Source organism: Streptomyces sp. NBC_01092 (assembly GCF_045039535.1).
Taxonomy (GTDB): domain Bacteria; phylum Actinomycetota; class Actinomycetes; order Streptomycetales; family Streptomycetaceae; genus Streptomyces.
The window spans coordinates 5,187,234-5,210,121 of the sequence record NZ_CP108659.1 but is presented as its reverse complement, the minus strand read 5'-3'; the positions used below and the strand labels follow the sequence as shown (position 1 = coordinate 5,210,121).

Genomic DNA, 22,888 nt, shown 5'->3' with positions numbered 1-22,888 from the left:
CTTGTCGTTGCCGTCGCTCAGCCCGCGGTCAGCCCCGCCAGGTCCGCCAGCGGCAGGGTGTGCTGGGTCTGGAGGACCTTCGCGCGCAGGTAGCGGACGTTGTCCGGGGTGGCGAAGACGCCGGTGGGGACGCGGCCCTGGACCTCGATGCCGAGGGCGCGCAGCTGGTCGGCCTTGTCGGGGTTGTTGGAGAGCAGGTCCAGCTCGCCGATGCCGAGGGCGGTGAGCATCTGGGCGGCCGCCGTGTAGTCGCGGGCGTCCTCCGGCAGGCCCAGGGCGGCGTTCGCGGCGTAGGTGTCGAGGCCCTCGTCCTGGAGGGCGTACGCGTCGAGCTTGTTGTAGAGCCCGATGCCGCGGCCCTCCTGGCGCAGGTACAGCAGCACGCCGCCGCGCTCGGCGATGCGCTCGACGGCCTCGCGCAGCTGCGGGCCGCAGTCGCAGCGGGCCGAGCCGAAGACGTCGCCGGTCAGGCACTCGGAGTGCAGACGGACCAGCGGGGTGGTGCCGGGGGCCGGGTCGCCGAGGACGACGGCCACGTGTTCCAGGCCGTCGGCCAGGCCGTGGAAGGTGACCAGTTCGGCGTCGACGGCGTATCCGTCCTGGAAGCGCAGCGGGACCCGGACGCGGGCGCGCTGGGTGGCGGCGGCGGTGAAGTCGGGCATGCGGGTTCTCCGGGTTCCGTACGTGGGTGTCTGCTTCAGATTTGAAGCAGGTCCTCGGTTCAGGACCCTACCCCATGCTTTAAATTTGAATCAACAGAAATTGTGGTCCAGGTCATGAACAGGGCTTGCCGGAGCGCCGCCGCCAGGGCACGTCCTCCGCGGTGGCATGCGCCCTGTCGCCCTGGAAGCCCTCGCTGACCTGGGTGAAGATCTCCTCCAGCTGCCCGACCTGCTCCGGGCTCAGCCGGTCGAAGAGCATCGACCGCACGGTCTCGACATGGCCCGGCGCCGCGCCCTCCAGGACCGTCATGCCCTCGTCGGTCAGCGCCGCGATGCTGCCCCGCTTGTCCCAGTCGCAGTTCTCGCGCAGGACCAGGCCGTCCTTCTCCAGCCGCGTCACGGCGTACGTCAGCCGGCTGCGGGTGATCTTCAGCCGTTCCGCGAGATCGGTCATCCGAAGCCGGCGTTCCGGGGACTCGGACAGGGTGGAGAGGATGGAGTAGTACATGTGCGGCATGCCGGTCTCCTGCTGGAGCTGCCGGTCCATGGCGTCCTCCATGAGGTGGACGGCGCCGATGTACGCGCGCCAGGCGCGCTGCTCCTCGGGGGTGAGCCAGCGAGTCGTCATACGACCAGTGTAGGTTTGTTTCAAACTTGAACCAAGACCGAGTCTGCCGAGCCGGAGAGCGCGCCGATGCCGTCGTACCCCTACGTCCTGCTGTCCGCCGCCGTCTCCCTGGACGGCTACCTCGACGACACCACCCCCGAGCGCCTGCTCCTGTCCAGCCCGGCCGACTTCGACCGGGTCGACGAGGTCCGTGCGTCCGTGGACGCGATCCTGATCGGCGCCGGCACGATCCGGGCGGACAATCCGCGGCTGCTGGTGAACTCGGCCGATCGGCGGGCCGCGCGGGTGGATGCGGGCAGGCCGGAGTATCCGCTGAAGGTCACGGTCAGCGCGTCCGGCGAGCTGGACCCCGCGGCGAACTTCTGGCACACCGGCGGCGAGAAGATCGTCTACACGACGGAGAAGGGCGCGGAGCGCCTGCGCCGGGCGCCGGTCGCGGCGGACATCGTCGCGCTGGGCCCGGAGCTGGACTGGCGGGGCCTGCTGGCGCACCTGCGCGAGGCGCGCGGCGTGGAGCGGCTGATGGTCGAGGGCGGCGGCACGATCCACACGCAGCTGATGCGGCAGGGGCTCGCGGACGAGTTGCAGCTGGTGCTGGCGCCGCTGTTCGTGGGCGACCCCGAGGCGCCGCGGCTGTTCGGGCCGGGCGGCTACCAGGGCGGGCGGCTGCGCCTGCTGGAGTCGCGCCGTATCGAGGACGTCGTGCTGATGCGCTACGCGCCGACGGCGCCCGGCACCGGCACCCTCCCCGCTGCCGCGGACCGGCACTGGATGGCGCTGGCGTGCGAGCTGGCCGCGCAGTGCCCGCCGTCGGAGACGGCCTTCAGCGTCGGCGCGGTGGTCGTGGCGGCCGACGGGACCGAGCTGGCGCGCGGGCACTCCCGGGAGGGCGGCGACCTCGTGGTGCACGCCGAGGAGGCGGCACTGGCGAAGATCGCGACCGGGGATCCGCGGCTCGCGTCCGCGACGGTGTACAGCAGCCTGGAGCCGTGCACGCACCGCTCGTCCCGGCCCCTGCCCTGCGCGCGGCTGATCCTTGCGGCGGGGGTCCGCCGGGTGGTGACGGCCTGGCGCGAGCCGGACACCTTCGTGGCGGGGGCCGACGGGAGCGGGATGCTCGCGGCGCAGGGCGTGGATGTCCTGGTCCTGCCGGAGTACGAGGAGCGGGCCAAGGCGCCCAATGCACACCTGCTGCCCTGAGGCGCCTAGGTGCCGCCCGGGTGCCTGGACGTGACCTGGGTCGCACGAGCGCCCGAAAAGTCCTGTTCAGGGCGGTTCCCTGGAAACGTGTGTGCTTCGGGCCTCGCGGATGGCGTACTATTGAGTCAACGACGCGGGGTGGAGCAGCTCGGTAGCTCGCTGGGCTCATAACCCAGAGGTCGCAGGTTCAAATCCTGTCCCCGCTACTGAAGACTCAGGGCCGGAACTCATCAGTTCCGGCCCTGAGTGTTTTCCCGGTCGGCTCCCAGCGCTCGCTCCCCGCCCCCGCTTCGGCAACCCTGGTCAGGTGGAGCAACGGCGGATCTCCTACGCACGCCGGTTCGTCCGGCTGCTCCCCGCCCTGCTGATCGCGGCCGGAGCGGTGTACGACCACGCCACGCCCACGGACGTCACCGGCGCCCCCTTCTTCACCGCCGCGCCCCTGGTCGCCGCCCCTCTTTACTCGCAGCGCGGCACGGTGATCACGGGCGCCGTGGCCGTCGCCGTACTGCTCGTGATGCGCGGCCTGGGTGGCGGCCTCTCGCGCGCGGAGGTGATCACCGAGGTGGTCACCGTCGTGGTCGTCTCCGTGCTCGCCGTCCTCATCAACCTCCTCGTGCGCCGCAGCGACGAGCGCCTCGCGTCCGTCCGCGAGATCGCCGAGGCCGCCCAGCGCGCCGTGCTGCCCGAACCCGCCGAGCGGATCGGCGGGTTCCGGATCGCCGCGCGTTACGAGGCGGCCCAGGAGGGCGCCTCCATCGGCGGGGACCTGTACGCGGTGCAGGACAGCCCGCACGGCGTCCGGCTGGTCGTGGGGGACGTGCGCGGCAAGGGCATGGGAGCGGTCGGGGCGGTCGCCGTCGTGATCGGGGCCTTCCGGGAGGCCGCGGAGCAGGAGGCCACGCTGGAGGCGGTCGCCCAGCGACTGGAGCGGGCGCTCGCGCGCGAGCGCACCCGGCGGGACGGGGACGAGTCCCGCGAGGGCTTCACCACCGTCGTGCTCGCCGAGCTGCCCCACGGCGGCGGGATCGTCCGCCTCGTCAACCGCGGGCATCCGACGCCCCTGCTGCTGTACGCCGACGGCACCGTACGCCCGCTGCCCGCCACCGAGCCCGCCCTGCCGCTCGGCATGGACGAGCTCGGCACCTGGCCCGACCGGGCCGACGAGGCAGGCTTCCCACGCGGGGCCACGCTGCTGCTGTACACCGACGGGCTCTCCGAGGCGCGGGACGGCGGCGGGCGGTTCTACGAGCCCGAGACGGGCCTCGCGGGGCGCGCCAACGCGCTGCGCGACCCGGGCGAGCTGCTCGGTGTGCTTTCGGTGGAGGTCCGCCGGCACTCCGGAGGAGGAATGGCGGACGACATGGCCCTCATGGCCGTACGGCGACCTTGATCGTCATCACCCGGGGTGATCGAGTGACCGCCCTCCGCATAACAACTGACACACCGTCAATACCTATGTGGCTGCTGAACCTTGGCCAACTCGCCCGTTTTGGGCCGGTCATGACCCGTAAGTCCAGGCGAAAATCGTTAATGATCAAGAGGAACAGCTTGGAATCCGCACCCCGCGTCTATTAACGTTCGATAACGCAGCGCGGTCGTCCCAGCCGTCACAAGAGTCGGCTCCGTGCGCACGCGCCGAATCCCGCAAGGGAACCGGGGAACCACCACCTTGGGGTGAATCGCACGGATTCCACCGTGGAAGCACGGTTGGTATACGCGCGTAGGAGACCTTCCTGCTCCGAACCCGTCAGCTAACCCGGTAGGCGAGAAGGAAGGAAAGGAGTACGCCCACGTGGCGTCCAACCGGCCTGCCCCGCAAGCCCCGTTCGTGCCGAGTCAGCGCAACACCGACACCTTCGGCTACGACAGCTACCGCACCGACGAGGGCCCGTACGAGGAGTGGAACCCGACCTCGGAGTCCCTTCGTCCCGTCCGTGGCAGGCACCGCGTCTCCAAGCAGCGTGGCGGGGGACTCGCCCGCAGCTCCACCGTTCTCGGCGTAGGCGTCATAGCCGCCGTCGGCGCGGGCGGCATGGCCAGCGCGAACAGCGGCAAGCCGCCGGTCGCCATCACCATGCCCGACCTGCCCCTGATCTCCGACGACTCCTCCGACGAGCCCGCCGAGGACACGGCCACCGCGCTCAGCACCATGGGCGAGACCGTCGAGGAGACCCCGCAGGGCACCTCCGACGCCGGTGAGGCGCTGCGCAGCCGGATCATCGCGCAGGCCGAGCTCCAGCAGGACCAGATCGACAGCAAGGCCGCCGCGGCCGCCGTCGCCGCCGCCGAGAAGGAGGCCACCGCAGCGGCCGCCAAGGCGGAGAAGGAGGCCGAGGCCAAGGCCGCCGCCGCGAAGGCAGCCGCCGAGGAGGAGGCCCGCAAGAAGGCCGAGGCCGAGCGCCTCGCCGAGCTGGCCAAGCAGTACACGCTGCCGACCTCCTCGTACACGATCACCTCGACGTTCGGTCAGGCCGGCGCCTACTGGTCCTCCGGGTACCACACGGGCCTCGACTTCGCCGCCCCCACCGGGACGCTGATCAAGGCGATCCACTCCGGCACGGTCACCTTCGCCGGCTGGGACGGCTCGTACGGCTACAAGACGGAGATCACCCTCGATGACGGCACCGAGCTCTGGTTCGCGCACCAGTCCTCGATCAGCGTCAGCGTGGGCCAGAAGGTCAACACGGGCGACGTGATCGGCCGCGTGGGCGCGACGGGCAACGTGACCGGCGCCCACCTGCACCTCGAGGTGCACCCCGGTGGCAGCACGAACGGCATCGACCCGATGGCGTGGCTCCAGGGCAAGGGGCTCACCCCCTGAGGCACCCCTCGACGGGTATCCACTTCTGATCCCCGGCGGTCCTGGCGACGACCCCCCGACGCCAGGGCCGCCGGTTCGGTGTGTGGCTCGATCGCTCTTCCCGGGGACGCCCTTCGCGCGCCCCGGCCCGGTCAGGTCCGATACGGGTTGTACGCGGGGTACGGCGCCGTCTGTCCGTACGCGGGCCCGTACGAGGGCGCGTTGACCTGGCCGTACGACTGCCAGTGGACCGGCATCGGGAGCGGCGCCGGGTGGCCGTAGCCATGGCCGTACCCGTGCTCGTGCCGCGGCCCGGCCTGTGCGGCGGCCGCGTGTTCCAGGGCCGGGCGGGCGAACTCCCGGCGGTGCCACAGCTCGTGCAGCAACTCCTGTTCCCGTACGACGAAGTCCGCGCCGGCCCGTCCGCGGCGCCCCCGGTGCCGTAGGAACGCCAGCGACGTGGCGTAGGCCTCGTACTGCGCCACCGCCCGCGCCGCCGGCCGCCCGCCCCGGTGTCGCGCGTACTGCCGGGCCACCCGCCGGTCCCGCATCGAGCCCAGCACGAACGGCTCGCTCGGCGACAGCCACCCGGCGACGACGTAGGCGGGCAGCTCCTCGCGCACCGTCCGCAGCTCGCGCTGCCGGGTCCAGATCACCAGCCAGGTCAGCAGGCCGAACGCGGGCACCATGAAGGCCGCGTACACGGCGAAGAAGCCGTACTCGCCGAAGGTCGAGGAGCCGTTCCACATCGCGTGCATGCCCATGGCGAGCAAGAGCCCGAGGAACGGGAGCAGGACGCGGCGCACGTGCTGGCGCTCGCCCGACAGCGCGGCGATGCCGAAGCCGATGCCGGTCAGGACGGTGAAGAGCGGGTGCGCGAAGGGCGACATGATCACGCGGACGAAGAAGGTCGCCGCCGTGACGGAGGCGATGCCGCGGTCGCCGGTGAGCTGGTCGGTACCGAAGGCGGTACCGAGGTAAAGGATGTTCTCGGTGAAGGCGAAACCGGTGGCGGTGACCCCGGCTATCACCACGCCGTCGACGATCCCGGTGAAGTCCCGTCGCCGGAAGAGAAAGACGAGCAGTATGGCCGCGGCCTTGGCCAGCTCCTCCACGATGGGCGCTATGACGGTCGCGCCGAGGGTGTCCGCGTGCGACGGATCGGCGGTGGCCGTCGCTATCCACCGGGTCGCGAAGCTGTTGGCGACGATCGCTATGAGCGCCGCCGCGCAGGCGCCCCAGGCGAAGGAGAACAGCAGATTGCGCCAGGGGCCCGGCTCGACGCGGTCCAGCCAGCGGAAGGCGGCGACCAGCAGCGGCACGGGCAGGACGGCGAGCCCGAGCCCGACCAGGAACCCCTCGGTGCCGGTCTGCTCGCGCACCAGGGCGAGGATGACCAGCCCGGACAGCGCGAGGAGGGTGCTGAGCGCGCTGTAACGCACCCATCGCCTCTGCCACCAGTGCGCGTGCCGCAGTGCGCCGCCGGTGGGACCGGTGGGGTGCGTCGGGTACGGGGGACAGGTGGCCACGGCATTGACCCTAACGAGGCAGGGGCGCCGCCCGCAGCAGCGCGAGAGGGCTCGGGCGCCGGTGGAGGTGGCTGTCGGTGCTGCTGTCGATGGTGTCGTCGGTGCTGTTCTTCCCGCTGCTCCTACCGCTGTACGCGGCGGAAGAGCAGGTCGTTCACCACATGACCCTTGTCCAGTCCCTGGCCCTCGAAACGGGTCAGCGGCCGGAACTCGGGACGGGGCGCGAAATCGCCGTCGGAGCAGGTGTTCTCGAAGTCGGGATGCGCGGTCAGCACTTCGAGCATCTGTTCGGCGTACGGCTCCCAGTCGGTGGCGCAGTGCACCAGGGCGCCGGGCTTCAGCCGGGTCGCGGCGAGGCCGAGGAACTCGGGCTGGATGAGCCGCCGCTTGTGGTGCCGCTTCTTGGGCCAGGGGTCCGGGAAGTAGACGCGCAGCCCGTCGAGGGAGTCGGGGGTGAGCATCTCGCGCAGCAGGATGATGGCGTCGCCGTTGCCCACGCGGACGTTGTCCAGGCCGTGGTGGTCGGCGAGGTTGAGCAGATTCCCCTGCCCCGGGGTGTGGACGTCGACGGCGAGGATGTTGGTGCCGGGGTCGCCGGCGGCCATCTGCGCCGTGGCCTCGCCCATGCCGAAGCCGATCTCCAGCACGACCGGATTGCCGTTCCCGAACAGCTCGCCCAGGTCGACGACACTCTGCCCGTCGATGTCCAGCCCCCACTTGGGCCACAGCCGCTGCAACGCGTCCGCCTGCCCCGCGGTCACCCTGCTGCGCCGCGGCTGAAAACTCCGGATCCGCCGCTCGAAGTGCGACCCGGCCGGATCGGCCTTGGGCCCGTCCGGAAACCGTGGCTCACCCTTGGCTCGGGTATGCCGAACGGACACACCGGGAAGGTGATGATCATGCTCGCCCGACGCCTCGGACTGACGGAGGCTGCCGGGCTGGGGGGCTTCGGGGGCGTTGAGGAAATCAGACACAGTGGGGTCGATTTTACGGGGGGCGGGACTTCGGGGTGCCGGTGCGCACCTGTCAGCGTCGTCCGGCCTTTTCCGGCCTTTGAGGGCGAGGCCCGTCAGGCCTTTGAGGACCAGGCCCGTCCGGCCTATGAGGACGAGGCCCGTCAGCTCCCCTCCAACACCGCCAACGCCCTCCGCGCGACCTCCCGCCCGATCGGCAACGAAGCCGTCGCCGCAGGACTCGGCGCATTCAGCACATGCACGGCCCGAGCCCCCTCCCGGATCAGAAAGTCATCCACCAGCCCCCCGTCCCGCAACACCGCCTGCGCCCGCACCCCCGCAGCCGCAGGCACCAGGTCATCGGCAGTCACGGCCGGCAACAGCCTCCGCACCGCCACGGTGAACGCCCCCTTGGACACCGACCGCCGCAGCTCCCCCACGCCGTACCGCCAGTGCCGCCGAGCCATCCGCCACACCCCGGGCCACGCCACCGTCGCCCCGACCTCCCGCGGCCGCACGACACCCCACCCGTACCCTTCCCGGGCCAGCGCCGGCACAGCGTTCGGCCCGATGTGCACGCCCCCGTCGATCCCGCGCGTGAGATGCACCCCGAGGAACGGAAACGCCGGATCCGGCACCGGATACACCAGCCCCCGCACCAGCTCGGGCCGCGCCAGGGAGTAGTACTCCCCCCGGAACGGCACGATCCGCACCTCCGGCTCGTCCCCCGTCATCCGGGCCACCTCGTCGCAGTACAGCCCGGCGCAGTTCACCAGGACCCGCCCGCGCACGATGTCCCCGCCCTCCGTCCGCACGGCGACCCCGAGGTCCGCCCGCCGGTCGACGCGCTCGACCCGCGCCCCGTACCGGATCTCCGCCCCCGATCCCTCGGCCAGCTGCCGGGCGACCCCGACGAAGTCACAGACGCCCGTCGTCCCGACGTGTATCGCGGCGAGGCCCTGCACCTGCGGCTCGTACTCCGCGATCTGCCCGGCACGCAGCTCCCGCACCGGAATGCCGTTCTCCCGGCCGCGCTGGACCAGGGCGTGCAGCCGCGGCAGTTCCTCCCGCTCGGTCGCGACGATCAGCTTGCCGGTGACCGCGTGCGCGATGCCGTACTCCGCGCAGAACTTGACCATCTCGGCGGCGCCGCTCACCGCGTACTGCGCCTTGAGGGACCCCGGCCGGTAGTAGATCCCGCTGTGGATGACCCCGCTGTTGCGCCCCGTCTGATGCCGGGCGGGTCCCTGCTCCTTCTCCAGCACGGTCACCCGGGTGCCCGGCGCGGCACGCGTGATCGCGTACGCCGTGGCCAGCCCGACGATTCCACCGCCGACCACGAGCACGTCACAGTCGTAACCGATCGCCCGCACCTGCCCCACCTCCCGGTTTCGATAATGCACTGCGCCACTGACACCGCGGTCAAACCCAGGGAACCCCGCGCTCCGCTCACCTCGCCGGATTCCTGCGTCCGCGGCGAGGTGATTTCGAGGGAGAACCATTGGCAAGCGCGGGACATCCGGCCACGCACCTGCCGTGATTCAGCCACGGCAGGTTCACGCGCCGCTCGGACGATGCGGCAGATCATCCCGCCGGCGGCGCTGGTGGGCTTGCCCGGCAGCACGAAGGGCGTCACGGCCGAGCAGCCGTACACCTACGCCGGCAACCCGTGGCGGGGCGCTTGCGTCGCGCCGCGACCTCGACGAGCTGGAGCGGTGCTTCGGGCGCACGGACGCGTCGTGACCGCCGGGTCCGGGCAGGACGGAGGCGACGGCGGCTCGGGTCTGCCGAGCCGCCGCGCACTCCACGCGCGCGTGCGGGCACGCTCAGGCCGGCGCCATGAGCAGCGGCCTGGCTCGCTCCCGCAATTCGACGACCTGCGGTTCGTCGCCGTAGGGCTCAAGGCGGTGCAGCAGGTCCTTCACGTACTCCGTGGTGCGCGCCGACGATATCCGCCCCGCGACCTCCACCGCCCGCACGCCCTGCTCGCACGCCGCGTCGAGGTTGCCCGACTCCAGCTCGGCGACCGCCGAGACGACGAGCCGCAGCCCGTGCGAGCGCACGAACTCCTCCGTCGGCTTCGACAGCGCCTGCTCGGTGAACCGCCGTACCTGGCGCGGTGCCTTCAGGTCCCGGTAGCACTCGGCGGCGTCCGCTGCGAAGCGGTCGTAGGAGTAGAAGCCGAGCCAGGACGGGTCGTTGTCGCCCTCCCGGGACCGCTCCAGCCAGCCCTCCGACGCCTTCAGGGCCGCACCGGCGGCCTGCGCGTCATTCGCGCGCGCGTGTGCGCGTGCCTCGACGAGCCGGAAGAAGCTCATGGTGCGGGCCGTGGCGAGACCACGGTTGCGCTCCAGCGCGGCCTGGGCGAGGTCGACGCCCTCGTCGCCGAAGCCCCGGTAGGTCGCCTGCAGCGACATGGACGCCAGGACGTACCCGCCCAGGGGTACGTCGGCCGCCGCGCGGGCGAGCCGCAGCGCCTGGATGTAGTACCGCTGCGCGGCCTCCTGCTGCCCGGTGTCGAAGGCCATCCACCCGGCGAGGCGGGTGAGTTCGGCACTCGCCCCGAACAGGGCTCTGCCCACCTCGTCGGAGTAGGAGCCGAGCAGCAGCGGTGCCGCCTCCACTCGCAAGCACTCGGGCACCATGGACGAACGCCAGTCGCCGCCTCCGTACTTGGAGTCCCAGCGCCTGGCGTCCTCGGCGGCCTCACGCAGCTTCTGCACATCGCTGTGGCCGACTTTGAGCGGTGCGCCGGAGCTCTCGGACGGGCTCACCTCGCGCGCGACCGAACTGTCGGCCGGGGTTATCAGCCACCGTGAGGCGGGCGTTGCGTATGCGCTGACCGCGAATGATCCGGCCAGCGACTGCCAGATGCCGCCGGAACCGGCACGGCGGCCGGCGAGGTCGAGACGGTAGAGCTCCGTCGCCGACTTCACCGCCTGTCCGACGTCCCGGGGGAAGGCGAGGCCCACTTCGGGTGCGGGGTCCGCGTCCGCCAGGCCGATCTCGTGGAGCGGCACAGGGCGGCCGAGCTTCTGGCCGATCGCGGCGGCGATGAGGTGCGGGGCGGCGCCCTGCGGCACCATGCCCTTCGACACCCAGCGCGCCACCGAGGTCTTGTCGTAGCGAAGAGTCAGGCCCCGCTGAGCGCCAAGGTCGTTGACGCGTCGAGCGAGTCCTGCGTTGCTGATTCCCGCGAGGGCGAGAACGGCGCCGAGTTTTTCGTTCGGCCCGCGTTGCTCCCTGGACATGCGCCACCCCTCGACACAGACGGCTGCCGCGCTGGCATAACCATGCGGCATTCGTAAACCCAGCGTAGTTCGCCGCATCCCAAGCGTTAAGGGGCATTCTTCCGGATGGCGGGATTGTGGTCCGTACTCAAGTGCGCACCCCCTACGCACAGTTGTGACGTGCTCCCAGTGTGTGGCTGTGCGCCCGTCCGTGCGCTCTTCTCCAGCCACCGGGGGAGCGGTTCCATGGCTTCTGCGTGGGTCGGCCCGCTGTACTGGATCCAGCGGGCTGGGGGATTCCGCCGCCTACATCCCCGCGGGCGGCGGAACGGTCCGGGGGGCGCACTCCGTTCCCCGGACTGCGCGCGCGGCGAGCACGGCGAGTAGTGCGGAGGGCTTGCACGGAGTGTGCGTGAGCCTGTCCCTGCGACGCTGATTTGGCCGAAAATCGACCCCACCCTTCGCGGTGGATTGCCCTTCCCACCATGGCAGTTGAGGGCGCGAAGGGAGTTCTTGGGGAGTGTATCGGGGGCGCATTCGCGCCGCGGATACAGCTCGATCCGTTCGTTCCGCGCAGGTGGATCTCATGGTCAGGCTCGCGTGGATCGCCTTGCCCCGTCCGGGCGTTCAGGACGGGTGCCGTCCGCCACGCGGGTGCCCGCGTGGGCGTGATTGCCCGAGCCCAGAGGCTCCGCCGCCCCTCCGGCACGCTTCCTTCATGGCAGCATGGTGAACCGGTTCATACGGTGCACTGGTTGTCCACAGCCTGTGGAGGCGTCCATGCGGTGGTTGGTGGGATGGAGCAGCACCACCGCGGTGGCCGCCGGAACGGGCTCCGCGGGCGCCGCCGGAAGCGACGGCGAGACCGTGCATCCGGTGGGGTCCCAACTCCTGTGGGGCGACCCCGATCCGCTGTGGGCGGTCGGCGACTGGCGCCCCGACGAGGTGCGCGTGGTGAAGGCCGACGCGCAGAACCGGATCGCGGTACTGGGCACCTGCGGGGCGAGCGACGAACAGCTGCGCCTCGGCCTGTTCGCCGCGCGCGGAGGGGCACTTCGGCATCTGACGGCCTGGTCCGGCAGCTACACGGCCGTCGTCCAGGTCGGCCGCAGGCTCATGGTCTGCGGCGATCTGGCGGGCGCACGGCCGGTGTTCTACACCCCCTGGGCGGGCGGTACGGCGTACGCGACCGCCGCGCTTCCCCTCGCCGACCTCATCGAGGCCAACCTCGACTTCGGGCACCTGGCCGCCCTGCTCGCCGCCCCCGACGTACCGGCGGCCCTGCACGACTCCACCCCGTACGACGGCGTACGCCGCATCCCGCCGGGGCATGCGCTGATCCTGCGCGCCGGAGCACGCGAGATCGCCGGGTACGAACCGGTCGCCTCGCTCGCGGTGGCGGCGCCGTCGGCCGACCCGGACAGCGCGGTGGACGCCGTACGCGACGCCCTGGTGGAGGCGGTACGCGCGCGTCTGTCCGCGCCCCGCCACGTCCCCGACATCGACCCCGGTCCGGTGCCCGGGATGGGCCCGGCCGAGCGGCGGGCCGCGCGCGGGATGCCGGTCCCGGGCATCGGCGCGGACCTGTCCGGAGGCCCCGCATCGGGCACCCTGGCGCTCCTCGCCGCCGGCCTCCCGGGCATGCCGGGCACGGTGCTGGGCCACGGCACGGGCGCGGGCGAGCGCCTCCTGGCGGTCACCTTCAACGACCTCGCCGTCGCCGGCCGCGAGGCCGAGCTGGAGCGGGCCGGCGCCCTGGCGGCCAACCCGCGCCTGCACCACGTGGTGGTGACCGGCGGCGAGGAGACACTGCCGTACGCCGACCTGGACGGCCCGCTGACCGACGAGCCCGGTCCGAGCCTGGTGACGGCGGCGAGGCACCGCGCCCGCCTCGCATCCGGCAGCGCGGACCACTTCACCGGCTACGGCGCCCGCCAGGTCCTGGACGCGCACCCGGCGCGCCTCGCGGACCTCCTGATGGACCGCAAACGCCGCCACCTGGTCCGCCCGGTCGCGGCCCTGGCGAAGGCGGACGGCTCGGTGCTGGTCCCCGCGCGCGTGTACGGCGCGGCCCGCAAACTGTCCCGCACCCCGTACCGAACGGGCCTCGAGACCCTGGCCGCCCGACTGATGGACCGCCGCTTCGACGAACCCGGAGGTGCCGTAGGGGCGTCCCTCGCCGCCCTCACCTGGGCCAGACCGGGCCCGGCGGCCCGCTGGCTGACCGGCGAGGCCCTGGCTGAAGTATCGGTTCGCCTCCAGACGGCGACGACCCGCAACGGAGTGGGCCCCGGCCAACGCCCCGGCGACTACCGCGCGCGTGCGGCACTGGCCCGCCACGCAGCCGACATCCGCATCCTGGAGCAGGCAGTCGAGATCCGCTCCCAACGCCTGCACACCCCCTTCCTCGACAACCAGGTCGTCCGCGCCTGCCGAGCCCTCCCCGAGGCCCTGCGCGTCCAGCCCGGCGCCCGCGCCGCGATCCTCCGTACGGTCCTGGAGGGCGCCGGCGTGGCCGACCTCCCGCCCGGCTGGGGCGCCCCCTCCCACGCGTCGGCGGCGGTGGCGGCCCGCACGGGCCTGAGGGTGGCCAGCGACTCCCTGATGGCCCTCTTCGGCACCCCCCTCCTCGCCCAGGCGGGCCTGGTGGAGGCCCGAGTCGTCCGCAAGGCCCTCCGCGCAGCGGCCGAGGGCGAGCCCCTCCCCCTCGACGGCCTCGCAGACCTGGTCTCCCTGGAACTCTGGCTACACCGCCTACTGGCCCGCCGAGGCACCTGCTGGACAGGAACCCCCGCCCGCCAACGAGCGGTACCGGCGGGGATCACACCGCAGAGGGGGGCGTTGGGGGCGGGGAGACGCTGACGCGGGGGCTCCACGTCCAAGCGCGGGCCGGCACGTCTCACCCTGTCCGGCGTTGGAGGACAGGTCTCGCCATCCCCCCAACCCACCCCCGCAGGGGCTTCACCTCTCAGCGCCGGCCGGCACGTCTCGGCCCGTCCCGCGTTGGAGGGCAGGACTTTGCCATCCCCAACCCCCACCCACCCGGCAGGGGCTTCACCACTCAACGCCGGCCCGCATCTTTCAGCCTGTCTGGGGGTCCCCCCTGCTCGAAGAGCTTGGGGGAGTTTGAGGACGAGGCCCGTTCAGGGCCGTTGGGGGTCCAGGGGGCGGAGCCCCTTGGTGGGGTCGAAGGGGCGGAGCCCCTGGGGATGGGACGGGTAGGGGCGGCGGGGGCGAAAAACTCCCGGCCCGCACCCTAAGGGCTACCGCACCCCCGCCCCCCACCCCCCCGACGCCAACAAAACCCTGCCCCCACCACCCACCCCCGCGACAATGACCCAGTGCGGTACAGAATCCTGGGCATAACCGAGGCAGAGGACGACCACGGCACCGCCGTACCCATCGGCGGCCCCCGCCTCCGCGCCCTACTCACGGCCCTGGCCCTACGCCCCGGCCACATCACCACCCCCGACACCCTGATCGACCAGGTCTGGCCGACCGCCCCACCCCAGGACGCCCCCGCCGCCCTCCAGGCCCTCATCGCCCGCCTACGCCGCACCCTCGGCAAGGACACAATCACCTCCGCCCCCGGCGGCTACCGCCTCACCGCAACCCCGGACGACGTAGACCTCTTCGTCTTCGAACGCCTGGTCCACGAGGGCACCGCAGCCCTGGACCAGGGCGACCCGTCCACCGCCACCCGCACCCTCACCACCGCCCTGGCCCTGTGGCACGGCCCAGCCCTCGCCGACCTCCCCGACCGCACCACAGCCGCCACCCGCCCGGACGCCCTGCGCCTGGAGGCGACCCGAGCCCGCATCGAGGCGGACCTGCAACTGGGCAACGCCCACAAGGCCGTACCCGAACTCCGCGAACTGACGTCGACCCACCCGTACGACGAACCACTCCACGCCCTCCTCATCCGCGCCCTGCGCGACACGACCCGCCCCGCCGACGCCCTGGCCGCATACGAAACAGCCCGCCGCGCCCTGTCCGAAGGCCTCGGCACCGACCCCGGCCCACAACTACGCGCCCTGCACGCCGAACTACTGACACCGGCACCGGCACCGCCCCAGACACCAGGCGGACCACCCCCCAATACGACCGACAAGCTGCCCGAGCCCCCCGCCAGAACCGCCCCCTCACCCCACCCCGACCGCACCGGCAACCTCCGTCCGCGCCTTACCTCTTTCGTGGGCCGGGAACTCGAACTCGACGCCATCCGTTCCGAATTGCACAGGGCCCGACTGGTCACGCTCACCGGACCGGGCGGCTCTGGAAAGACCCGTCTCGCCGAGGAAGCCGCCGCCGGCCTCCCACAGGCATGGCTCGTCGAGCTCGCCCCGCTCGACCGGCCGGAGGCGGTGCCTGGCGCGGTGGTCAACGCGCTCGGTCTGCGCGAGACCGTGCTCATGACCAACGAGCTGGCGGCCCCGCAGGACGACCCGCTCGCCCTGCTGATCGAGTACTGCGCTCCGCGCAGCCAACTCCTGATCCTTGACAACTGCGAACATGTCATCGGCGCGGCCGCCACCCTCGCCGAGACCCTCCTCACCCGCTGCCCAGGGCTCACGATCCTCGCCACCAGCCGTGAACCCCTGAGCGTCCCCGGAGAGTTGGTACGCCCGGTCGAGCCCCTGCTCCCCGACCAGGCGCACCGCCTCTTCGCGGAGCGCGCGGCAGCGGTCCGCCCCGACGCCGCCACCGCACTGCGCAACGGCCGCGACCGCCATCCACAGGCCGACGGCGGTGACCTGGGCGTCGTACTCCCTGGCCAGGACGAGGAGGCCGTCGCGGAGATCTGCCGCCGCCTCGACGGACTGCCGCTCGCCATCGAGCTGGCGGCGGCCCGGCTACGGCTGCTCACCCCACGGCAGATCGCCGACCGCCTCGACGACCGCTTCCGCCTCCTCACCTCCGGGAGCCGTACGGTTCTGCCCCGCCAGCAGACCCTGCGCGCGGTCGTCGACTGGTCCTGGGACCTGCTGGACGAGCGCGAGCGGACGGCGCTGCGCGAGATGTCCGTCTTCGCGGGCGGCTGGGACCTCACGGCGGCGGAGGCCGTGTGCACCGGCCCGGTCGCGGACGTCGTCGGCGCCCTCGTCGACAAGTCCCTGATCGTGGCCACCCCGTGCGAGCGGGACGGCTCCGACGGCATGCGGTACCGCATGCTGGAGACCATCCACGAATACGCGGTGGAGCGCGCCGCCGAGGTCCCCGAGCTACGGCTCGCGGCCGAGCACCGGCACCGCGCGTGGGTGCGCGCACTCGTGGAGGAGGCCGACCCGCTGCTGCGGTCCGCCGGTCAACTCCCCTGGGTCTCCCGCCTGGAGACCGAGCTGGACAACATCCGCGCAGCCCTCGACCGGGCCCTGTCGGCGGGCGACGAGGCGGAAGCCACGGCCATCGCCCTGGCCATGTGCTGGTTCTGGTGGCTGCGCAACTACCGCGTCGAAGGCGCGGCGTGGACCGACCGAATCCTGCACCTGTGCACAGCGCTGGACACCCGTGCCACCCCCCTGGACCCACGCGCGGCCCCCGCATCCCCCGCAACCGCCGCACCCCCCGCAACGCCCGCACCCCCCGCCACCCCTCCCACCCCCGACCCGGTGGACGCCTTCCTCGCCGCCCCGGACGGACAGGCGCACCACCCACGGCACGCGGCCCGGATGAACCTGCGCCTGCTGCACCTGTTCCTCTCCATCGAGTTCGAGACGGTGGAGCACTGGCGGGACGAGCGGCTGAGGCGGTACGTCGATCGGGTGCGGGCCCACTTCGCGCGTGGCGGTCCCGAAGCGGCCCGCCTCCCGGGACTGGTCTGGCCGTTGACGCACTTCGTCCTGCACGACTCGGCCAACACAGGGCCGGTCATGGACGCCGCGCTGGCCAACTGCCGCGCGCACGGGGGCGACTGGGAGATCGGCTGCATCCTGATGTTCCGCACCCACATGATCGTCGACTCACCGGGCACCCTGGCGAGCGTCGACGACGACCTCGCCGAGCTGCGGATCCTCAGCCGCCGGGCAGGCGACCGCTGGATGCGGGCACAGGTGAGCAGCGCGGCCGGTGAGACGGCCATGTCGCGCGGTCGTTTCGAGGAGGCCAAGGGGGAGTACGAGGAGGCGCTGGACCTCGCCCACGAGGTGGGCGCGTACACCGAGACGCCCTTCCTCATCGCCCGCCTCGCCGAGATCGCCTACCGCTCGGGCGATCGTGAAGGCGCCCTCGCCGCGCTGGACGAGGCGGGCGCCGCCGCCGACCGGTACGGCGTGGCGGACTCGCGGGCGTTCGTCCTGCTGATGCGGGCCCAGCTGGCACTGGACGACAAGGAGACCGCACGCGCGCGTGAGCTGTGTGAAGCGGCCCGCGTGGAGACCGAGCGCGCCACTCCGCCGCCGCAGTTCATCGTGATGCTGAACACCGTCGAGGCCCTGATCGTGACGGCCGAGTCGGGCCCGGAGCGAGGACTCCCCCTCCTGACCGACGCCCTGCGCATGGCAGTGGAGAATCGGACTGCCGACGTCATCACGACGACCCTCGCGGACGCGGCGGCGGATCTGCTGTCCCGGCTCGGCGACCCCGCGCGCGCGGTCCGGCTGCTTGCCGCCGCGGAGTACTGGCGTCGAGGCCATCCGCGCCGTCTGCCGGAGCGCGCCCACGCCGAGCGGACCGAGGCCGACGCCCGTATCGCCCTGGGCGCCGCGCGGTTCACGGCCGAGTACACCCGGGGCGCCGCCCTCACTCACGACGACGTCCTGCACGACCTCGCCGAGGCCGTGCGCGGCCTCCCGCACTCGGCAGCCGAGCGGACGCCGTAAGCGCGAAGCCGGCCGAACGGCCCTACCGGCAGCGGAACTTCGACTCGGCCCAGTCCGCCAGCATCAGGTTGTCGAGCGTGCCGCGCGGCTCGACCACCAGCCGGACGGTCTTGCGCCCGCTGAGGTTCACATGGACCGGCACGGCCGCGTCCCCGCCCTTGACGACCGCCGACCGCCACAGCCGGACGCCGTCGGCGTAGACCGAGAAGGTGAACCTGCCGAGCCCCAGAGTCGAGTCGTCGACGCCGACCAGCGCCTCGTAGGCGGAGCACTCCCGGTTGAGGTCGATGGTGACGGAGGACCGGCCGTGCACGGTGACACCGTGCACGTAACGCTCGCCCCCGATCGGCACGCCGTAGCGCTGCCACACCCAGCTGCTCTCACCCAGCCGCATCTCGGGCTCGGTGCCGTCGCCGGTGAGGTCGTACGACAGCTCGCTCCACTGGTAGTCGGCCGGGGCGGGCGGTGGCGGCGGGGTCGGTGAGGGGGTGGGCGTAGGTGTCGGGGTGGGGGTCGGCGTCGGTGAAGGCGTGGGCGTCGGACTGGGCGTGCGCGGCGGGGTGGGCGAGGGGGTCGGTGTCGGGGTCGGCTCGGGCTCCGCGGCCGGGACGATCGCCGGCGGCTGTGGAGCGGGCGCCTTCTTCGACGGCTGCGACGGCTCCGGCGGCTCGGGGGTCGGCGTCTCCTCGACGATGGGGGAGGGGACGGGAGGCTGCTTGGCGTCCGCGGGCTTGGCCGGATTGTCGTTGCCGGCCAGCGCGAGCACGATCGCCGCCGCGACGCCCACGGCGACCACACCGGCGGCGATACCGGCCTTCAACGGCGCGCCCACTCCCTCGGAGGCCGCCGCACCGCTCCCGGCGCCGGCCCCGCCGGACGAACTTCCGCCCGCGGCACCGGCCCCACCCGCACCACCGGCACCGCTCGAAGAACCGCCGCTCGCCGCCGCGGCCGCCCCCGCGGCACCGGCCGCGCCCGCCCCGGCGCCGCCGGCGATGAGCCCGGCCGCCTTGGCGTACCCGGCGGCGCCGAACCAGCCGATGACCGCCAGCGGCACGACGGCGGGGATACCGCTCGCGACTTCCTTGATCTGGCCGGCGGCCAGCCGGCACTTGCCGCACTCCTCCAGGTGCTTGCGCAGACCCCGTTCGGCGCGGGTGCGCAGGCTGCCGCGGGCGTAGGCGCCGAGCCGGTCGGCGTAGCGGGAGCACTCCTCGTCGCCGGCGAGGCTGGCGCTGACATGGGCCTGGAGGTAGGCCTGCTTGAGCCCCTCGCGGGCGCGGCTGGCGAGCACGCGCGTGCCGTTGGCGTCGAGCCCGAAGAGCGTGGCGACCTCGCTGGGCGACTCGTCCTCGACCTCGGTGTGCCACAGCACGGCCTGCCAGCGCTCGGGCAGCGACCGGAAGGCCTGCATGGCCATGGACTGCTCGGCCTCGTGCATCGCGCGTACGTCCGCGCCGAGATCCAACGTGTCGTCGTCGGACACCTCGGCCACCCGCGAGGACTGCGCGGCGAACACCGCGAAGTCGTCGACCAGTTGCTCGCGCCGCGCCGACTTGGTCCAGTCCGCTGCGGCCCGCCGGATCGAGGTGAGCAGATAGGCGCGTACGGCGTGCTCCGGCCCGGAACCGCCGCGTACGGCCTGGAGCATGCGGGCGAAGACCTCGGCCGTGAGGTCGTCCGCGGTGTGGGCGTCGCGGCAGCAGGTGCGCGCGTACCGGCGCACGGCTGCGGAGTGGCGCCGGTACAGCTCCTCGTAGGCGCTGTCGTCGCCGGCGCGCATCCGGCTGATCAGGTCGGTGTCCGACGGCGGCAGCTCCAGCGGCGGTGGCAGCGCGCTGTCCTCGCGCCGGTCGCGCTGGGCCGGGACGCCGCCGTCGGCGCCGCGCTGCGCACGGCCTCGTGGTCGGTGCTCCGTCGGGGAGCCGCCCGGCGGCAGGTCCGCGCGTCCGCCCTGGCTCGGCACCTGGGGAGTCGCCGACTCCCCGTCACCGCGTGACTCGTCCCACCCGTCAACGCTCATCGCGGAAAGCCCCCGCCGCCAGCTGCACCAGTCCCGGACACCGGGTCAGGGTGCCACATTGGCTTTTGGTCAGGACCCACCCGTGCGGACATCCACCCGTCCGAGGAGACTTCCCGCAACCCAGTACTAGCCCTCGCCTCTGCGAGGAAGACTCAAGCAGCCGTCGCCGGGCGGGAGTTGAGGTCGGCACCCGAAATGCCCGGCATGTTCCGCGAGGGTGTGCGAGGCGAGGCGGCGCACCACCCCGCCTCCCGGTCACCCGTTGCCCATCCGGCACCCCGTTGACGTCACGGTCGTCGCATCGGCCGGGCTCACGCCTGAGGCCGCGACCGCAACCCCTCCAGCAGGATGTCCAGCAACCGCGCCGAAGCCGCCGCCTGCTGCGCCGGGTCCGGCAGCGAGGGCGCCGCCGTCGCGATCACCAGCAGGACGTCCGACACCGAGACGTCGGTCCGCAGCGCACCCGCCGCGCGCGCCCGCTCCACGAGCTGGCCCACCACGTCGAGCAGCGCCGCCGCGCCCGCGTCGTCCACCGGGTCGGCCGCCGCCGGCGGCTGTTCGGGCACCAACCGCAGCTCACCGGTGCCCGGCTGGATCCGCTGCTGCGGCACCCGCGCCTCGTCGGGCCCGGCGCCGTCCTCGGCGACCCCGACCCGCAGCACCTGCGGCGGGAGCAGCCGGCCCGCGCCCGAGGCCACCGACGTGCGCAGGAAGCGCGACAGCGCCGACCACGGCTCGTCCTCCTGGCCGAGCGCGGCACGTGCCTGGTCGGTCAGCCGGGACGTCTCCTCCTCGGCTATCCGACGCACCAGGACGTCCTTGCTCGGGAAGCGCCGGTACACCGTCCCGACGCCGACCCGCGCGCGCCGCGCCACGTCCTCCATCGGCGCGCCGTATCCCAGCTCGCCGAAGACCTCGCGTGCCGCACGCAGCACGTGCTCCAGATTGCGCTGTGCGTCCACGCGCAGCGGCGGTGTACGCGACGCGTCACCGCGTCCGTTTCCCGCAGCCGCGCTCATCGTGCCGCCCACCATCCCGCCGCCCGGTGCGATGGCGGACGCGGTGGACCATCGAGAATCCTGAACATGCATAAGCGATCCCCCGGTAATGACGTCTCCCCCCGGAGACTCTCCCCGTCACTGCTAAGCCGGAGCGTCGCGGAACAAGCGCCGGACCCCGAGACCGTTTCTTGCGTCTCGCGGACCCGAAGAGCGCATCCCCCTACACCCCGTCGACACACGAACATAGTTGAGCGAGGGTCAATTCAGAAGGGGCAGGTTCCGCACGGAGCGCCCCTCGATCGGAGTACGGGTCGTTTACGTCCCGATTGCGCCACCTACGATCCCCCGGCGCACACCCACTGACCTGCGAAGTTTCCGCACACTCCGGCAATTCGGCCAAATCGCGGGGACGTCGGCCGCCGGTCACACAAATTGTCGAGCCTGTGGACAAACGCAAGCGTCGGGTGCGTCATGGGATGGTGAAGGAACGTGCGCGCATTCTCGTTGTCGGCGGTGGCTACGTCGGGATGTACACGGCCCTGCGACTCCAGCGGAGGCTGAAACCGGAACTGGGGCGGGGGGAAGCCGAGATCACCGTCGTCTCACCCGACCCGTACATGACGTATCAGCCATTCCTCCCCGAAGCGGCCGCCGGCTCGATCTCTCCCCGCCATGTGGTCGTTCCGCTGCGCCGCGTCCTGCCCGGGTGCCGGATCATCATCGGCGAGGCCACCGCGATCGACCACGCGAAGCGCACCGCCACCCTCACCACCCTCGCATCGGAGGAGGAGGGCACGGGCACCGAACAGCTGTCGTACGACGAACTCGTCCTCGCCCCCGGCTCCATCGCGCGCACCCTGCCCATTCCCGGCCTCGCCGAGCACGCCATCGGCTTCAAGACCGTCGAAGAGGCCATCGGCCTGCGCAACCACGTCATCGAGCAGATGGACATCGCCTCCTCCACCCGCGACCCCGCGATCCGCGACGCGGCCCTCACCTTCGTCTTCGTCGGCGGCGGCTACGCCGGTGTCGAGGCGCTCGGCGAGCTGGAGGACATGGCCCGCTATGCCGCGCGCTACTACCACAACGTCCGGCCCGAGGACATGAAGTGGATCCTGGTCGAGGCCTCCGACCGCATCCTGCCCGAGGTCGGCGAGGACATGGGCCGCTACACCGTCACCGAACTGCGCCGCCGCAACATCGACGTACGCCTGCACACCCGCCTGGAGTCCTGCGCCGACCGCGTCGCCGTCCTCAGCGACGGCGCCCGCTTCCCGACCCGTACGGTCGTCTGGACCGCCGGCGTCAAACCGCACCCGGTGCTCGCCGCGACCGACCTGCCCCTCAATGAGCGCGGCAGGCTGAAATGCACCCCCGAGCTGACGATCGACGGCGCCACGCACGCGTGGTCCGCGGGAGACGCCGCCGCCGTCCCCGACGTCACCGCGGGCGAACCCGGCACGGACTGCGCGCCCAACGCCCAGCACGCCGTGCGCCAGGCGAAGGTCCTCGGCGACAACATCGTCCACACCCTGCGCGGCGAACCCCTGGAGACGTACGCACACAAGTACGCGGGCTCCGTCGCCTCCCTCGGCTTCCACAAAGGCGTCGCACAGGTCTACGGGCGCAGGCTGAAGGGCTACCCTGCCTGGTTCATGCACCGCATCTACCACCTGAGCAGGGTGCCGACCTTCAACCGCAAGGCCCGCGTCCTGGCCGAATGGACACTGTCGGGCCTGTTCAAGAGGGAGATCGTCTCCCTCGGTTCACTCGAACATCCCCGAGCGGAGTTCGAACTCGCGGCCGGTGGAAAGCATCACCTCAACCCGGGAGACGACACGAAGGGGTCGTCCTGACCGGACCCAGGAACTCCACCGACAGGGCAGGCGTCTGACGGGTGTCGGCCAGGTCGGCCGCACTGCCAGACTGATCCCGAACCGATCCCGACCGCGAGGCTCTGCCCACAGTGCTGCAACCCCGGGGTGCCGCCGCCCCTCAGACCCCCGGCCGGGTCCGGAGCTGGCCGAAGACGACGACACGA

14 protein-coding genes, 1 tRNA gene and 1 riboswitch are annotated in these 22,888 nt (G+C 72.3%); of the genes, 7 read left to right on the top strand and 8 right to left on the bottom strand.

The annotated features are described in order from the left end of the window. Nucleotides 1–17: 17 nt before the first annotated feature. Together ribA and OG254_RS23485 are read right to left on the bottom strand one after the other, a co-directional pair. Nucleotides 18–662 carry a GTP cyclohydrolase II gene (gene ribA, locus OG254_RS23490; protein ID WP_405584995.1) on the bottom strand — a complete coding sequence of 215 codons (645 nt, stop codon included), beginning with the start codon at nucleotides 660–662 and terminating at the stop codon, nucleotides 18–20. Nucleotides 663–774: 112 nt separating this feature from the next. Beyond that, nucleotides 775–1,290, bottom strand: a complete 516-nt coding sequence (locus OG254_RS23485) for a MarR family winged helix-turn-helix transcriptional regulator (RefSeq protein ID WP_405584993.1) — start codon at nucleotides 1,288–1,290, stop codon at nucleotides 775–777. Nucleotides 1,291–1,356: 66 nt separating this feature from the next. Here OG254_RS23485 and OG254_RS23480 point away from each other — a divergent pair, with 66 nt between their 5' ends. The 4 genes from OG254_RS23480 to OG254_RS23465 all read left to right on the top strand — a co-directional run bounded on the left by OG254_RS23480 (nucleotide 1,357) and on the right by OG254_RS23465 (nucleotide 5,314). Beyond that, the gene (locus OG254_RS23480; protein WP_405584990.1) at nucleotides 1,357–2,490 is read left to right on the top strand and encodes a dihydrofolate reductase family protein; all 1,134 of its coding nucleotides are present in this window, start codon (nucleotides 1,357–1,359) and stop codon (nucleotides 2,488–2,490) included. A 132-nt stretch (nucleotides 2,491–2,622) separates the two neighbouring features. Continuing rightward, nucleotides 2,623–2,696: transfer RNA gene (locus OG254_RS23475), tRNA-Met, on the top strand. 101 nt (nucleotides 2,697–2,797) lie between these two features. Continuing rightward, the gene (locus OG254_RS23470) at nucleotides 2,798–3,883 is read left to right on the top strand and encodes a PP2C family protein-serine/threonine phosphatase (protein ID WP_405584987.1); all 1,086 of its coding nucleotides are present in this window, start codon (nucleotides 2,798–2,800) and stop codon (nucleotides 3,881–3,883) included. Between the two features lie 233 nt (nucleotides 3,884–4,116). Then, nucleotides 4,117–4,274, top strand: a riboswitch (cyclic di-AMP (ydaO/yuaA leader). Between the two features lie 11 nt (nucleotides 4,275–4,285). Beyond that, the gene (locus OG254_RS23465; protein WP_351199685.1) at nucleotides 4,286–5,314 is read left to right on the top strand and encodes a M23 family metallopeptidase; all 1,029 of its coding nucleotides are present in this window, start codon (nucleotides 4,286–4,288) and stop codon (nucleotides 5,312–5,314) included. Nucleotides 5,315–5,445: 131 nt separating this feature from the next. On the opposite strand, the gene OG254_RS23460 is transcribed toward OG254_RS23465, so the two are convergent. The 4 genes from OG254_RS23460 to OG254_RS23445 form a co-directional block, all read right to left on the bottom strand. Then, nucleotides 5,446–6,822, bottom strand: a complete 1,377-nt coding sequence (locus tag OG254_RS23460) for a PrsW family intramembrane metalloprotease (protein WP_405584984.1) — start codon at nucleotides 6,820–6,822, stop codon at nucleotides 5,446–5,448. Nucleotides 6,823–6,944: 122 nt separating this feature from the next. Then, nucleotides 6,945–7,796, bottom strand: coding sequence for a tRNA (guanosine(46)-N7)-methyltransferase TrmB (gene trmB / locus OG254_RS23455; RefSeq protein ID WP_405584981.1), 852 nt, complete (start codon nucleotides 7,794–7,796; stop codon nucleotides 6,945–6,947). A gap of 143 nt (nucleotides 7,797–7,939) precedes the next feature. Beyond that, on the bottom strand, nucleotides 7,940–9,148 hold the full coding sequence (gene lhgO, locus OG254_RS23450) for an L-2-hydroxyglutarate oxidase (protein ID WP_405584978.1): 1,209 nt from the start codon (nucleotides 9,146–9,148) through the stop codon (nucleotides 7,940–7,942). Between the two features lie 453 nt (nucleotides 9,149–9,601). Then, nucleotides 9,602–11,026: an MFS transporter gene (locus OG254_RS23445; RefSeq protein WP_148000151.1), complete on the bottom strand. Its 1,425-nt coding sequence runs from the start codon at nucleotides 11,024–11,026 to the stop codon at nucleotides 9,602–9,604. Between the two features lie 759 nt (nucleotides 11,027–11,785). Here OG254_RS23445 and OG254_RS23440 point away from each other — a divergent pair. Together OG254_RS23440 and OG254_RS23435 are read left to right on the top strand one after the other, a co-directional pair. Then, nucleotides 11,786–13,867, top strand: a complete 2,082-nt coding sequence (locus tag OG254_RS23440) for an asparagine synthase-related protein (protein ID WP_405584975.1) — start codon at nucleotides 11,786–11,788, stop codon at nucleotides 13,865–13,867. A gap of 479 nt (nucleotides 13,868–14,346) precedes the next feature. Beyond that, nucleotides 14,347–17,823: an AfsR/SARP family transcriptional regulator gene (locus OG254_RS23435; RefSeq protein ID WP_405584971.1), complete on the top strand. Its 3,477-nt coding sequence runs from the start codon at nucleotides 14,347–14,349 to the stop codon at nucleotides 17,821–17,823. Between the two features lie 22 nt (nucleotides 17,824–17,845). On the opposite strand, the gene OG254_RS23430 is transcribed toward OG254_RS23435, so the two are convergent. Further along, the gene (locus OG254_RS23430) at nucleotides 17,846–19,846 is read right to left on the bottom strand and encodes a sigma-70 family RNA polymerase sigma factor (protein ID WP_405584968.1); all 2,001 of its coding nucleotides are present in this window, start codon (nucleotides 19,844–19,846) and stop codon (nucleotides 17,846–17,848) included. Between the two features lie 311 nt (nucleotides 19,847–20,157). Next, the gene (locus OG254_RS23425) at nucleotides 20,158–20,937 is read right to left on the bottom strand and encodes a TetR/AcrR family transcriptional regulator (protein ID WP_405584965.1); all 780 of its coding nucleotides are present in this window, start codon (nucleotides 20,935–20,937) and stop codon (nucleotides 20,158–20,160) included. 386 nt (nucleotides 20,938–21,323) lie between these two features. On the opposite strand from OG254_RS23425, the gene OG254_RS23420 reads away from it, so the two are divergent. Continuing rightward, complete coding sequence (locus tag OG254_RS23420; protein ID WP_351199669.1) at nucleotides 21,324–22,703, top strand: NAD(P)/FAD-dependent oxidoreductase; 1,380 nt, start codon at nucleotides 21,324–21,326, stop codon at nucleotides 22,701–22,703. Nucleotides 22,704–22,888: the final 185 nt, after the last annotated feature.

Excerpts from the sequence above, each read along its gene's own strand:
- OG254_RS23445 (WP_148000151.1), bottom strand. The coding sequence starts at position 11,026 with ATGTCCAGGGAGCAACGCGGGCCGAACGAAAAACTCGGCGCCGTTCTC.
- OG254_RS23420 (WP_351199669.1), top strand. The coding sequence starts at position 21,324 with ATGGTGAAGGAACGTGCGCGCATTCTCGTTGTCGGCGGTGGCTACGTC.
- OG254_RS23440 (WP_405584975.1), top strand. The coding sequence starts at position 11,786 with ATGCGGTGGTTGGTGGGATGGAGCAGCACCACCGCGGTGGCCGCCGGA.
- OG254_RS23485 (WP_405584993.1), bottom strand. The coding sequence starts at position 1,290 with ATGACGACTCGCTGGCTCACCCCCGAGGAGCAGCGCGCCTGGCGCGCG.
- OG254_RS23425 (WP_405584965.1), bottom strand. The coding sequence starts at position 20,937 with ATGCATGTTCAGGATTCTCGATGGTCCACCGCGTCCGCCATCGCACCG.
- OG254_RS23430 (WP_405584968.1), bottom strand. The coding sequence starts at position 19,846 with ATGAGCGTTGACGGGTGGGACGAGTCACGCGGTGACGGGGAGTCGGCG.
- OG254_RS23480 (WP_405584990.1), top strand. The coding sequence starts at position 1,357 with ATGCCGTCGTACCCCTACGTCCTGCTGTCCGCCGCCGTCTCCCTGGAC.
- ribA (WP_405584995.1), bottom strand. The coding sequence starts at position 662 with ATGCCCGACTTCACCGCCGCCGCCACCCAGCGCGCCCGCGTCCGGGTC.